The organism is Okeania sp. SIO3I5 (genome assembly GCF_010672085.1).
In the GTDB taxonomy this organism is placed as follows: Bacteria; Cyanobacteriota; Cyanobacteriia; order Cyanobacteriales; family Microcoleaceae; genus Trichodesmium.
The window spans coordinates 42,722-56,475 of the sequence record NZ_JAAHHT010000029.1 but is presented as its reverse complement, the minus strand read 5'-3'; the positions used below and the strand labels follow the sequence as shown (position 1 = coordinate 56,475).

10 protein-coding genes are annotated in these 13,754 nt (G+C 33.5%); 9 read left to right on the top strand and 1 reads right to left on the bottom strand.

The window, feature by feature from the left end; all coding sequences use genetic code 11:
* Positions 1-149 precede the first annotated feature (149 nt).
* The 4 genes from aroC (at position 150) to F6K40_RS09275 (ending at position 6,280) form a co-directional block, all read left to right on the top strand.
* A complete protein-coding gene (gene aroC, locus F6K40_RS09290; protein ID WP_293134529.1) occupies positions 150-1,241 on the top strand; it encodes a chorismate synthase in 1,092 nt (363 codons plus the stop codon).
* Between the two features lie 10 nt (positions 1,242-1,251).
* Positions 1,252-2,160: an MBL fold metallo-hydrolase gene (locus tag F6K40_RS09285; RefSeq protein WP_293134526.1), complete on the top strand. Its 909-nt coding sequence runs from the start codon at positions 1,252-1,254 to the stop codon at positions 2,158-2,160.
* A gap of 1,797 nt (positions 2,161-3,957) precedes the next feature.
* Entirely contained in the window at positions 3,958-4,107 is a 150-nt protein-coding gene (locus F6K40_RS09280; protein ID WP_293134523.1) for a hypothetical protein, read from the top strand.
* Between the two features lie 301 nt (positions 4,108-4,408).
* Positions 4,409-6,280: a tetratricopeptide repeat-containing sulfotransferase family protein gene (locus tag F6K40_RS09275; protein ID WP_293134520.1), complete on the top strand. Its 1,872-nt coding sequence runs from the start codon at positions 4,409-4,411 to the stop codon at positions 6,278-6,280.
* 1,112 nt (positions 6,281-7,392) lie between these two features.
* On the opposite strand, the gene F6K40_RS09270 is transcribed toward F6K40_RS09275, so the two are convergent.
* A complete protein-coding gene (locus F6K40_RS09270) occupies positions 7,393-7,665 on the bottom strand; it encodes a hypothetical protein (protein WP_293134517.1) in 273 nt (90 codons plus the stop codon).
* A gap of 45 nt (positions 7,666-7,710) precedes the next feature.
* Here F6K40_RS09270 and F6K40_RS09265 point away from each other — a divergent pair, with 45 nt between their 5' ends.
* From F6K40_RS09265 to F6K40_RS09250, 5 genes are all read left to right on the top strand, one after another.
* Entirely contained in the window at positions 7,711-9,063 is a 1,353-nt protein-coding gene (locus F6K40_RS09265) for a tetratricopeptide repeat protein (protein WP_293134514.1), read from the top strand.
* Positions 9,064-10,172: 1,109 nt separating this feature from the next.
* Positions 10,173-12,218: a tetratricopeptide repeat protein gene (locus tag F6K40_RS09260; protein ID WP_293134511.1), complete on the top strand. Its 2,046-nt coding sequence runs from the start codon at positions 10,173-10,175 to the stop codon at positions 12,216-12,218.
* A gap of 88 nt (positions 12,219-12,306) precedes the next feature.
* Positions 12,307-12,564 carry a sulfotransferase domain-containing protein gene (locus tag F6K40_RS40725; RefSeq protein ID WP_365670818.1) on the top strand — a complete coding sequence of 86 codons (258 nt, stop codon included), beginning with the start codon at positions 12,307-12,309 and terminating at the stop codon, positions 12,562-12,564.
* A 353-nt stretch (positions 12,565-12,917) separates the two neighbouring features.
* Positions 12,918-13,076 (top strand): sulfotransferase domain-containing protein, encoded by a 159-nt coding sequence (locus F6K40_RS40720; protein WP_365670799.1) that lies wholly within the window; start codon positions 12,918-12,920, stop codon positions 13,074-13,076.
* 234 nt (positions 13,077-13,310) lie between these two features.
* Positions 13,311-13,484 carry a hypothetical protein gene (locus F6K40_RS09250; protein ID WP_293134508.1) on the top strand — a complete coding sequence of 58 codons (174 nt, stop codon included), beginning with the start codon at positions 13,311-13,313 and terminating at the stop codon, positions 13,482-13,484.
* The last annotated feature ends 270 nt before the right edge of the window (positions 13,485-13,754 follow it).

The following is a 13,754-nucleotide window of genomic DNA, read 5'->3' as shown; positions in this document are numbered from 1 at the left end:
TTATGTCAAGCCTTCTTATTGCAGAGGTACTGATAACTGATAACTGATAACTGAAATGACCTAATCTAAAAACTCTGGTGAGTTTTGACTACTTGATTAACCAAAAACCAGTTAAGATAATATATTAAACGTTTTATAGTTTGAATTGAATGGGCAACATATTTGGAAATTTATTTCGGGTAACAACCTTCGGTGAATCACACGGAGGAGGAGTAGGAGTTGTAATTGATGGTTGCCCACCAAAACTAGAAATAGATATTAAAGAAATTCAATATGAGTTAGACCGTAGGCGACCAGGACAAAGTAAAATTACTACACCCCGTAAAGAAACTGATACTTGTGAAATACTCTCTGGCATATTTAAAGGTCAAACCTTGGGCACGCCAATTATGATTTTAGTCCGAAATAAGGATGCTCGTCCCCAGGATTATGACGAGATGGCCATTAAATATCGTCCATCTCATGCTGATGCAACTTATGACGCTAAATATGGTATCAGAAATTGGCAAGGTGGGGGACGATCTTCGGCCAGAGAGACAATTGGACGAGTAGCAGCAGGGGCGATCGCTAAAAAAATTCTGCAAAAATATTCCGGTGTAGAAATTGTCGGGTATGTGAAGCGGATCAAAAATTTAGAGGCTATAGTCGATCCAACAACAGTAACAATAGAACAAGTAGAAAGTAATATTGTTCGTTGTCCAGATACTGAATGTGCGGATAGAATGATTGAATTAGTCGAAAAAATACGAGATGTGGGAGATTCTGTGGGAGGTGTGGTAGAATGCATAGCTCGGAATGTCCCAAAAGGTTTGGGTTCTCCTGTATTTGATAAACTAGAAGCAGATTTAGCTAAAGGTGTAATGTCCTTACCAGCAAGCAAAGGATTTGAAATTGGTTCTGGTTTTGCAGGTACTACTCTTACAGGTAGCGAGCATAATGATGAATTTTATACAGATGAACAAGGTGACATTCGTACAATTACTAACCGTTCTGGTGGGATACAGGGTGGCATCTCTAACGGAGAAAATATTGTATTGCGGGCAGCATTTAAACCAACAGCTACAATTCGGAAAGAACAACGTACTGTGAGTCGTGCAGGTGAAGAGACATTATTAGCAGCAAAGGGAAGGCATGATCCTTGCGTTTTACCTAGAGCTGTGCCTATGGTAGAAGCAATGGTAGCTATAGTACTATGTGACCACTTATTACGTCATCATGGACAATGTAAGACCTTAAAGTAAGAAAATTGATATGGAAACTAGACCTTCTTCTGTTGTGCCTACCCAAGATAATATTGACTCTGCTAAGTTTTCTGAAAATCTAGATGATTTTGTAGTTAAATTCTGGGGAGTGCGAGGTAGTGTTCCTACTCCTGGAAAAGATACTGTTAGATATGGTGGAAATACTTCCTGCATAGAAATGCAAATATCTGGTAAGCGCTTGATATTTGATGGAGGTACTGGGATGCGAGAACTAGGGAAAGAATTGATGCAGGAAATGCCAGTAGAAGCTTATATATTTTTTACTCATTATCATTGGGATCATATTCAAGGTTTCCCATTGTTTACTCCTGCTTTTACTGAAGGAAATTGTTTTCACATCTATGGAGCAACTCCTCCAGAAGGGAAGTCAATGAAAGGGCATTTTATAAATAGAGTCTTGCATTATAACTCTCCTGTGCCACTCAAAGGTATTCAGGCAGACTTAAGATTTTATGAACTTCAGCATAACCAAAAAATGATGCTCCATGGTATTAAGATTGAAACTGGTTCTCTAAATCATCCTAATACTGCAATGGGATATAGGGTGACATGGAATGGACGGAGTGCGGTTTATTGTTCTGATACGGAGCATTTTCCCGATCGCTTAGATGAAAGTGTGGTTAATTTGGCACGGGATGCTGATGTACTTATCTATGATGCTATGTACACTGATGATGAGTATCATAATCCAAAGTCGCCTAAAGTTGGTTGGGGACATTCAACTTGGCAGGAAGCAATTAAAGTTGCTAAAGCTGCTCGGGTGAAGCGAGTGGTAATTTTTCACCATGAACCAACTCATAGTGATGATTTTTTGGATGAGATGGCAAAAAAAGTCAAAGAAGCTTTTCCTATGGCAGTTATGGCCAAAGAAGGTTTGGTTCTGCCAGTAGGAATTTAATCTTGAAAAGAGGGAGTAGGGAGTAGGGGGAAATAATCGATGAATAAGAGTAGGGTAGTTGGTTTGATTTTTTTATTAGATGTATATTATAAATTTAGTTTAGTATAAGTTTAAGAACTCTTTTATTGCGATATTCTTGGCTTTTTGGATGGTTATCTTTTAAGATATGAAATATTACTAGCATTACTTTACCGAAAAAATCAGGTTTAAAGCATCTCTTTTCAAGGAAAAAAAAGCAGTCGTTAAGGTTTGCCATAGCATTCAGTAAGGAAAGTTTTTTGTAGGGTGGGATGCTGAGGAAACCTCATCATATCCAATCACCAAGAAAAAAAAATTCCTTTTAAGCAACCCTATTCTTAAAAATGAAGAGGTAATTATTAGTAAGCATTCAGCCGTCAGCTATCAGCTATTGCTTTTAGTGTAGGTTCAAAGCTGTATCAATCAAGTCAGAATTAAATTTTACTACATAAAGCTGTTAAAGTCTATATTCATTTAAACTCCTTCCTTAAAAGTAGGGTCTTATTGCTCTCTTGCTGACTGCTAATAAATGAATGCTTACAATTATTAATTATTGAAGCGTATCTTTAAGATTGATTTTCCTTTCTACCGCTTGAGCGATTTGCTTCACCTTTCATGTCGCAGAGCTTTTTGTCGGCGACAGCCGAAAAGCGGAAAGGAGTTCTAGCGCAAGCCAGGCTATGCTAGTTTGAGTTGAAGAAAAAATCATGTATATTGGCGAGTAACTCCAGTTAATCTTTAGAATATCACAATTAAAGTGAAGATGCAGCAGAAATTCTTTTGACGCGCCGAATTTTTTAGGAGTTTCAGAAAATGAAAATGTTTGTGGTTTTCCACACTAGTTTGTGGTTTTCCACACTAGGAGGGATGGATGGAAAGATTTGATGAAGCAAAAACAAGCATATATATATGTTTGGCATTGGTGAACCGAGCTATGATACTAAATCCGGTTTACAAAAAACCAATATTTATGAAGGTAAGGCAGAAGACTTAGAAAGGAATTTTAAAAACGTGGTTTTGATAACCGGATTTGATATGAAATCTAAGGAGCGTGTTATAAGAAACCGGGTTTGTTCGAGACAGATGTCAGTATGTATTGGCATCTAATACTTTCCCTGGTTTCTAGAATGCCAGAAAAATCATAGTCACGCATCACCAAGGCTATATGTTTATTGGGAAGTTTCACAAGATGAAAATCTTTCTGGTATTTCTTCTGGGAAAATTCCTGAATACTTGATTGTCTCTAAGCTAGGAAATTTAGTTGAATAAAAAATCATGCGTATAGGCGAGTAGCCCAAGATAATCTTTACGATATCACAAAAATTGTCAAGATGCAACGGAAATTCTTTTGATGCGCCGATTTTTTTAGGAGCTTTAGAAAATGAAAATGTTTGTGGTTTTCTACTCAGGAGGGATGAATGAAAAGATTTGATCGAGCAAAAACCAGCAGATATATTTATGCGGAAGCTTCACAAGATGAAAATCTTTCTGGTATTTTTTCTGGGGAAAATTCCTGAATACTTGATTGTCTCTAAGCTAGGAAATTTAGTTGAATAAAAAATCATGCGTATAGGCGAGTAACCCAAGTTAATCTTTACGGTATCACAAAAATTGTCAAGATGCAACAGAAATTCTTTTGACGCGCCGATTTTTTTTAGGAGCTTTAGAAAATGAAAATGTTTGTGGTTTTCTGCTCAGGAGGGATGGATGAGGGAGAGGGATGGATGAAAAGATTTAATGATGGGAAAAATCTGATTCTAATCTTCAAAGTAAGGGGGTATGTTTTTTAGAATTATGCCATTGGGTGTGGGAGGGGTGGGGAGTGTGGAAAGTGTGGGGAGTGTGGGAAGTGTGGGAAGTGTGGGGATAAATTTATCCGATTTCTTGTATAGAAAAAGCACATTATTTTGTAGATTTTATAATGAATAAAAGTGATTACTCGCCTCTTTGTTAAAAACATACCCTTGTCAGAATAGGGGAGTAGGTTTGGAGGGGATTCATTAATGGATAATGGATAATGGATAATGGATAATTACCTCTCCCTAAAAGGGAGAGGATTGACCAAGAAGGAAAAAATTTATTTCTCTTGGTTGATTGGATATGGTTAGGTCACCTATCCATCCCTCAACCGCTTTTTTCCCCTTTATTGGGGAGGTTTTCAACCTGAATTATTTAATTATTTAATTATTAATTATTCGGTAAATCTCTATTGATAAATCTTCAATAAACAATGTTATCAAAAAATAAGTCTAATTTGAATACACCTGAAGAGTATGCTAACCAAGGCAGCATATATGCTCAAGAAAAAAAATGGGATTTAGCAATTGAAAACTACCGTCAAGCTATTGCGCTAAAGCCAAAATTTTCTTGGTATTATTATCACTTAGCACAAGCTTTATATCAAAAGCAAAATTGGAATGAAGCTATAAAAAATTATGATCAGGCAATAGAGTTAGAAGGTAATTTTTCTTGGTCTTATTATAATTTAGGAAATGCGTTAAGTAAGTTAGGAAGATGGGAAGAGGCTGTTAAAGCTTACATAAATACAATTAAAATAGATGTAAATTTTCCTTGGTCTTACTACAATTTAGGTGATGCTTTGATCGAGTTACAAAAATGGGATGAAGCTATATATAACTATTTATATGTAATCCTATTGCAGACAGAATTACCCGGAATTTACAGTAAATTAGGAGATGCTATAGAACAAAAATATAAGTCAAATTTAGATACAGAAATTAAGGATTACCCCAAAGCTATTCCAGACTATGAGCAATATTATATTGACGATAGATCGCTGCAACTTTTACAACAAAATCCTAATTTATCTGTACAAGTAGCAGATGGTTTAACTAAAGCTAATAAAATTAACGGGGCGATTATTTTCTATAAAATAGCTCTAGAGCTTAATCAAGATGACTTAAAGATTTCTGAAAAGCTACAGCAAGTATTAGATAAAAAAAATCAGTTAGAACGAGAAATATTAGAACTCAGAAAAGAAATAGAATTAAACCGGAATAGTAGCTCTTACTATAATCTTGGTATTGCCCTAACTCGACAACAAAAATGGGAGGAAGCAGTTGTAGCTTACCGTCAAGGTATTGAAATTAATCCAGACCTATCTTGGTGGTTTTACTACAATATATGGGAAGCTTTTGCTAGGGAAGGTAAACTAACAGAAATACTAACTTTTTTCGAGATATTTCAGAAAGCTCATCCCGACTCTTTTTGCTCTTACTTGAATGTAGGAGAAGCTCTAACTCGTTTGGAAAAATTTGATGAAGCTATACCTTATTATCAAACAGCTTGTTATCGGCAAACTCAGAAATTGTACCCTAGATTAGTATCGCAACCATGGAATTTAGAACAAGTTCAAAGACCGAATTTTATAGTTATTGGAGTTCACAAAGGAGGTACGACTTCCCTTTATAATTATTTGATTCAACATCCACAAATTATTCCTCCGATTAAAAAAGAAATGGATTTTTGGTCTTGGAAATTTAATAAGTCAATTAATTGGTATCTAGCTCATTTTCCAGGAATTCCAGAGGGAAAAAATTTATTGACTGGGGAAGCTAGTCCTAGTTATTTCGACCATCCAAATACTGCTAGGAGGATTTACGACTTTTCCCAAAAAATTAAGCTGCTCATACTATTGAGAAATCCTGTAGATCGAGCCATATCTCAATATCATCAATGGCGAAGATTAAATTGGGAAAATCGCTCTTTAGAAGAGGCAATTGAATCAGATTTAGAGAAACTAAGAAAAGCTCCTGAAAAAGTTAATTACTGGATGAAGGAATTAAATTATTTAGCAAGGGGGGTATATGTTGAGTTTTTGAAGGAATGGATGAGTTTATTTCCACGGGAACAATTTCTTATTTTGAAAAGTGAAGATTTTTATGCACATCCTGAAGCTAGTATGCAAAAAGTTTTAACGTTTTTAGATTTGCCGGAATATAAACTGTTAGATTACAAGAATTATAATGCTGGGAAGTATTCAAAAATCGACCCATTAATGCGTAGGAGTTTAAGTAATTATTTCCGAATTCATAATGAAAGATTAGAAGAATATTTAGGGATGGAATTTAACTGGGAGTAGTTCTGAATTTAGAATTTATAATTTAGATTAATTTAGAATTCAGGAGTAATCTTGCTCGTGAGTTTTCGGTGGAGAAATGCTCGGCAAACAAAATTTAGTAATGGCAGAATGCTAGACTTCGACTCTTATAAAAAAGCAAATCTCAGATTTTCTTACCTATTACTTAAAGCAAGGCAGAAAATCGTGAGGTACATCTGAATTAAGAATGGCAGAATGCTAGACTTCGATTGTTATAAAAAAGCAAATCTCAGATTTTCTTAGCTATTACTTAAAGCAAGGCAGAAAATCAAGAGGTACATCCGAATTAAGAATTGAGAATTGAAAATTCAGAAGTAATCTCCCTCATTAGTTTTCGGCGGGGAAATTCTCGGCAAAGAAAATTTAGTAATGGCAGAATGCTAGACTTCGACTCTTATAAAAAAGCAAATCTCAGATTTTCTTACCTATTACTTAAAGCAAGGCAGAAAATCGAGAGGTACATCTGAATTGAGAATTAAGAATTGGAAATTTAGGAGTAATCTTGCTCGTGAGTTTTCGGTGGGTAAATGCTCGGCAAAAAAAATTTAGTAATGGCAGAATGCTAGACTTCGACTCTTATAAAAAAGCAAATCTCAGATTTTCTTACCTATTACTTAAAGCACTTTTAAAAATCAAGAGGTACATCCGAATTAAGAATTGAGAATTGAAAATTCAGGAGTAATCTTGCTCGTGAGTTTTCGGCGGGGAAATCCTCGGCAAAGAAAATTTAGTAATGGCAGAATGCTAGACTTCGACTCTTATAAAAAAGCAAATCTCAGATTTTCTTACCTATTATTTAAAGCAAGGCAGAAAATCGAGAGGTACATCCGAATTAAGAATTGAGAATGGAAAATTCAGAAGTAATCTCCCTCATTAGTTTTCGGCGGGGAAATCCTCGGCAAACAAAATTTAGCAATGGCAGAATGCTAGACTTCGACTCTTATAAAAAAGCAAATCTCAGATTTTCTTACCTATTACTTAAAGCACTTTTGAGGATGGTAAGATATAGTTGAAAACTAATATTACTTCCCTATTTATTCAAGGAATCAAACTTTGTTCTTATACCATTTTTCAACAAAAATGTTATGAATAATTTAGTTAACTAAAGTAGTTGAAGTCAGATGCACATTTACTAGAATATATTTTTTCATGGCAAAAAATAATAATAAAAGTATGGGCGAAGAGCGAATCGCACCTACTGTACGGGTGATTCGCGTAATTAGGAGCATTCTGTAGGAAATCACCCCTACTATAAACAATCCAAATATTTGTAGAAAAAATTTATCACCCTTGGTATTAATTAACTCTAAAACTGCTGTAAGTAGGAGGTACTGATAATTAAACAACTGATAACTCAAATGACTCATTCTATATTCCTACTTTTTCCTTTTTCCTTCTTTTAAAAAAGAAATATGTATTCAAATTTAACTCCAGAAATGTCAGCTTTTACTTTATGTCAAGAAGCAGAGTCTTATTTAGAAGCAGAAAAATTAGATGATGCTTATTTAGCTTGCGAAAAAGCTCTAGAAATCTTACCATTCTATCCTTTAGCTTGCAAAAGTATGGGAAATGTATTGCAGGTTATGGGAAAGTTAGATGAAGCAATAAATTGGTATGCACAAGCAATTATACAACAACCAAATTGGGCAGAGGTTTACACAAATATTGGTAGTTTATATGCTAAACAAAAAGAGTGGAAACCAGCTATAGCTTGTTATGAAAAGGCTATTGAATTACAACCAAATTTGCCTGGTGTTTATCGTAATTTATCTCGGGTTTGCCAACAGTTAGGAGATTTAAGTTTAGCCAAAAAATATTGGTATTACGCAGAAAAAATAGAATTAGAAAAAAAAGCATTAGAAAAGCTAAATCAAGGAGATATTCTATTTAGTCAAGGAAAAATTAAAGAGGCGATCGCTTATTATCGTGAGACTATAGAATTAAATCCTACTTTATCGGATGCTTACTCGAAACTAGCAGAAATTTTAGTCAGTCAGGGAGAATTAGAGTCAGCGATCGCTTGTTATAAAAGTTTAATTGAACTGTTGCCTAAAAATTGGTTAATTCCCTATAAACTAGGAAAACTTTTACGAGAAATAGGTAAGTTAAATGATGCACTTGAGGCATTTAAAATTTCTAGAGAACTTAATCCAAAGTTTCCTTGGTCTCAGAAACATTTAGCAGATATTTTGTATGAGCAAGGAAAGTTAAATCGAGCGCTTACTTGTTATCGTAAACTGATGAAAAATCATCCTAATATTTGGGATAGTTACTGTAAAATTGGAGAAATATTTATCAAGCAAGGGGAAATAAATCAAGCAGTTTTGATCTACCGTAGAGGCCTCAAATTTAATCCTAATTTAGCAAGATTTCACTACAAATTGGGGGAAGCACTAAGTAAACAAAAAAAATTGCAGCTAGCAATTAAAGCGTATTATCAAGCGATAGAATTAGAAGCAGATAACTATTTATTTCATCGTAATTTAGCAAATGCTTTGCAGGAGTTAGGGAAATTAGATGAAGCTATTATTAGTTATCGAAAAGCTATAGAAATTAATTCTAATTCTTGTTGGTTATATGCCTCATTAGGACAAGTATATATTCAACAAAAAAATTGGTCTGATGCTGTCGAATGTTTTAGAAAAGCAATACAAATTAAACCAGACTACGATAAAGCTTACGAAAAAATAGCTTATATTTTTGAGCAGTTAGGTGACTGGGAAGCAGCAGAAAAATGTAGAAATAAACAGGAGTTACCATATTAAGAAAGAAAATAAATTTGCTGACTAATTTATTTTCTATGCTTTACGAATAACTAATATTAAAATTGATAGTGATATAGAATCCGGGTAATTAGTTATCGTATCGCTTGATAGAGTCAGGAGTCAGGAGGTAGGGACGTATTGCTGCGCGACATGTAACGCATTAATGTTCAAGCAACGTCCGTACGGAGAAAAAAAGATTTGAATAGCATGAAATTTTAAATTAGTATTCATGCTTAACATCTGTATTAAGATGAAGTAATTTTGCGATTACTGTATAACCGGATTTTATATGAGAGAGGGTTTTGAAGTCATAAGCAGATAGAAATCAGAAAAAATTCTTGAATATTATTAATCTAAATTACTAAAAAAAATCAATGTAACGGTATTTTTTTAAATTGGTATAACCTAATAATAAATAATATTGGTATAATCTTTGATCACTTTCTATTCCGCAAAAGTTGCAAAACTTATTGTTAAGAGAGAAACTAAACTTTATTTGTAAGCATTCAGTCGTCAGGATTCAGCTAACAGCTATGAATTATTAACTCATTTCCTACCACAGAATTGTATGGGTTTACAACTCAAGCGAGTCTTTCTTGTGCTTCAATACTCTGGTTAAAAATGTAATAGAAGTTAAAATAAAGTTAGCTTCATTCATTAAAAAACGGAGAGGTGACTGCTTATAGCTTAATTTTGATAATACTCTGATTAAAAATCTAGTAGAAGTTAAAATTAAGTTAGCTTCATTCATTAAAAAACGGAGAGGTGACTGCTAATAGCTGAATGCTTACCTTGATTTTTGGTTTTGGAAAAAAATCCAACATGACCAAAAAATCATGTCTCAAGTGTCGCCTTTCAAGGGAATAAAAAATGGTAGTGGTGTACAAGTAGTGATATTCTAAAAAAAGTCAAATTTTCTAGGAAATATGATTTCTTTGAAACTAAGAATTGAAGGTACTTTACTGTTCCCAGTTAAGAGTTAAGTGTTCCCTTTCTCTACAATAAATCACAATCATCAAAGGACTACCTAAAAAATTAAAAAAATTCAGTGTTTAAAACCTCCCTATTGCACGAGGTACTGATAACTAATAACTGATAACTGAAATAATATGTCTAATAACGAAAAAAGAGAAAAACTAGCTATTAATTTTAATGAGCTAGCAGAAGCTAGTTTAACCCAAGGAAAATTAGATGAAGCTTATGCAGCTTGTTTAAAAACAGCAAATAGCAAACAAGAATTAGCCTCAGCTTGTAAAAATATAGGAGATATTTTGCAAGCAAAAGGAGATATAGAAGTAGCAATAAGTTACTACAATAAAGCTATAAAAATACTGCCAGATTTTGCTGAGGTTCATGCTAACCTTGGTAGTATGTATGCTAAACAACAGGACTGGGAAAAAGCAATTTTTTATTATCAAAAAGCTATCTATATTAAACCAGATTTAGTAGGAGTTTATCGGAATTTAGCTAAAGTATGGCAGTACATTGATCAAGAAGAATTAGCCACAGAATGCACTTATCAAACACTGATTCTAGAACCAGAATCAGCTACAGCTAAAGAACACTTGAATTTAGGAAATAAATTGTTAGAATTAGACCAGATTGAAGCAGCAATTAACTGTTATCGTCAAGCCATTAAACTACAACCAAATTTATCATATTCATATCAAAAATTAGGAGAAGTGCTTACTCAAAAAGGGGAACTAGAATCAGCATTAGTAGTTTTAGAGCGGGCAATAAAACTAACTCCTAAAAATCCTAGATGTTACTACTTACTAGGAGAAGTTCTGCAAGAAAAAAAAGAATATGATTTAGCAATCTTTGCCTATGGTAATGGGATAAAACTAAAACCAGAGAATCATTTATTTCACAAAAAATTAGGAGACGTTTTTCAGAAAAAAGGTGAGTTAAAGGAAGCGATCGCCTGTTACCAACAAGCTACAGAAATCAATCCAAATTTCTTTTGGGGTTACTATAATCTAGGCAATATTTATATGAAACAACAAAGGTGGGATGAAGGAATTTATGCTTACCGAAAAGCAACTATTATCAATCCAAATTTCTCTGGTGCATACTATAATTTAGCAGATGCTTTTTTGCACAATTCTCAAAAAGAGGAAGCTATTACTGCTTACTTAGAAGCTGTTAGACTTAGACCAGAACATTCTTGGTTTTCCCGTCATTCAGTCTTATGGAAATACCTACTAGAAAGTAGGCTTGAGGAAGTATTAAATTTATATCAAAATGCCACTCAAAAAGAACCAAATAGTATTTTGTGTCATCTTAATCTAGGGGAAATTTTTACAGAAAAAGGGAATATCAAAGAAGCAATTTTTAGCTATCAAAAAGCTTGCTATAACAAAACACTAAAATTAAATCCTGCCTTTGTCGAAAATTATGGGAATTTTCATCATTTAGGGCATCCTAATTTCATTATTATTGGTTCTCAAAAAAGTGGTACGACTTCTTTAGAAAATTACATTAGTCAACATCCCCAAGTTTTACCAGCTATTAAGAAAGAAACTCATTTTTGGTCAGGTAAATTTCATCGAGGAATAGATTGGTATCTGGCTCATTTTCCTCCTATTCCTAAGTCAAAAAATTTTATTACTGGGGAAGCTACTCCTAATTATTTAGTCACTGATGAAGTTCCAGAAAGAATCTATAGTTTACTGCCTAGTATTAAATTATTGGTGATTTTAAGAAATCCAGTGGATCGAGCTTTTTCTCAATACCATCATTGGCAAAGATTAAACTGGGAAGACCGATCTTTTGAAGTTGCAATTAATCAAGAATTAGAAATACTTAAAACTACTCCTAAACAACCTCAAGGAGATAGAAAATATTGGCAACTCTCAGGAAATTATATAGGAAGAGGTGTTTATATAGAATTTATGCAGAAATGGATGGCTGTATTTCCTAGAGAACAATTTTTAATTTTGAGAGGAGAAGACCTTTATGAAAGGTCAGATGATACGATGAAGCAAGTGTTTAATTTTTTAGGTTTGCCAGAATATAAACTAGCCAAATATAAAAAGTTAAATTCTGGTTCTTATGCACCAATTTCTGATTTACTCCGTCAGAGATTATCTGAATATTTTCAACTTCATAATCAGAGATTAGAAGAATATTTAGAGATGAAGTTTAATTGGTAAATTTTCAGGCAGTTACATCTCAATGCAAGAATAAAGCCAGAAATTTATTGCTGTTAGGGAACACTTAACTGAGAAGAGAAAATAGGAAATAGGAAAAAAGTATTTTGGCAAATATATAGATTGGTATCTGGCTCATTTTCCTCCTATTCCTAAGTCAGAAAATTTTATTACTGGGGCAGCTACTCCTAACTATTTAGTCACTGATGAAGTTCCAGAAAAAATCTATAGTTTACTGCCTAGTATTAAATTATTGGTGATTTTAAGAAATCCAGTAGATCGAGCTTTTTCTCAATACCATCATTGGCAGAGATTAAACTGGGAAGACCGCTCTTTTAGCCAAATATAAAAAGTTAAATTCTGGTTCTTATGCACCAATTTCTGATTTACTCCGTCAGAGATTATCTGAATATTTTGAACCTCATAATCAGAGATTAGAAGAATATTTAGAGATGAAGTTTAATTGGTAAATTTTCAGGCAGTTACATCTCAATGCAAGAATAAAGCTAGAAATTTATTGCTGTTAGGGAACACTTAACTGAGAAGAGAAAATAGGGAATAGGAAAAAAGTATTTTGGCAAATATATAGATTGGTATCTGGCTTATTTTCCTCCTATTCCTAAGTCAGAAAATTTTATTACTGGGGAAGCTACTTCTAACTATTTAATCACTGATGAAGTTCCAGAAAGAATCTCTAGTTTATTGCCTAGTATTAAATTATTGGTGATTTTAAGAAATCCAGTAGATCGAGCTTTTTCTCAATACCATCATTGGCAGAGATTAAACTGGGAAAATCGCTCTTTTGAAGTGGCAATTAATCAAGAATTAGAAATACTTACCTTGAAATTGAGGGAGAATTAAAAGTTAAGACTTTATCTAAAATGCACTCTTTAAGGTGCTGCATATTGAGGCAATAATGATTAATTATTTATGGAAGTATTTCCTACGGAAGAAATTTACAAAATATTAGGTAATATTTTGTAAAAAATAGGGAAGTTAGAATCAGCAAAGAGACAAGATAAGTTAATCTCACCTTGACTGAGAAACCCTATATGATTAGTCATTAACTATTTACTTTTAGGAGTTATAGCAAATATGTCGGAGCTAGAGAATCAAGAAACAGCAGCATTTAATTTCCAGCAAAAAGCTGAAAGATATTTATCTGAAGGAAAATTAGATCAAGTTTATGCCAATTGTTCTAAAGCTTTAAAAATTTCACCTAACTCTGGAGAAATTTACAAAATATTGGGTAGGCAAAAAATGGGGTAGTTAGAATCAGCAAAGAGACAAGATAAGTTAATCTCACCTTGACTGAGAAACCCTATATGATTAGTCATTAACTATTTACTTTTAGGAGTTATAGCAAATATGTCGGAGCTAGAGAATCAAGAAACAGCAGCATTTAATTTCCAGCAAAAAGCTGAAAGATATTTATCTGAAGGAAAATTAGATCAAGTTTATGCCAATTGTTCTAAAGCTTTAAAAATTTCACCTAACTCTGGAGAAATTTACAAAATATTGGGTAGGCAAAAAATGGGG

What these genes read in the sequence shown, in the direction of transcription:
- F6K40_RS09285 (WP_293134526.1), top strand. Translation starts at nt 1,252, where the DNA reads ATGGAAACTAGACCTTCTTCTGTTGTGCCTACCCAAGATAATATTGAC.
- F6K40_RS09260 (WP_293134511.1), top strand. Translation starts at nt 10,173, where the DNA reads ATGTCTAATAACGAAAAAAGAGAAAAACTAGCTATTAATTTTAATGAG.
- F6K40_RS09250 (WP_293134508.1), top strand. Translation starts at nt 13,311, where the DNA reads ATGTCGGAGCTAGAGAATCAAGAAACAGCAGCATTTAATTTCCAGCAA.
- F6K40_RS09265 (WP_293134514.1), top strand. Translation starts at nt 7,711, where the DNA reads ATGTATTCAAATTTAACTCCAGAAATGTCAGCTTTTACTTTATGTCAA.
- aroC (WP_293134529.1), top strand. Translation starts at nt 150, where the DNA reads ATGGGCAACATATTTGGAAATTTATTTCGGGTAACAACCTTCGGTGAA.
- F6K40_RS09270 (WP_293134517.1), bottom strand. Translation starts at nt 7,665, where the DNA reads ATGAGTCATTTGAGTTATCAGTTGTTTAATTATCAGTACCTCCTACTT.
- F6K40_RS09280 (WP_293134523.1), top strand. Translation starts at nt 3,958, where the DNA reads ATGTTTTTTAGAATTATGCCATTGGGTGTGGGAGGGGTGGGGAGTGTG.
- F6K40_RS09275 (WP_293134520.1), top strand. Translation starts at nt 4,409, where the DNA reads ATGTTATCAAAAAATAAGTCTAATTTGAATACACCTGAAGAGTATGCT.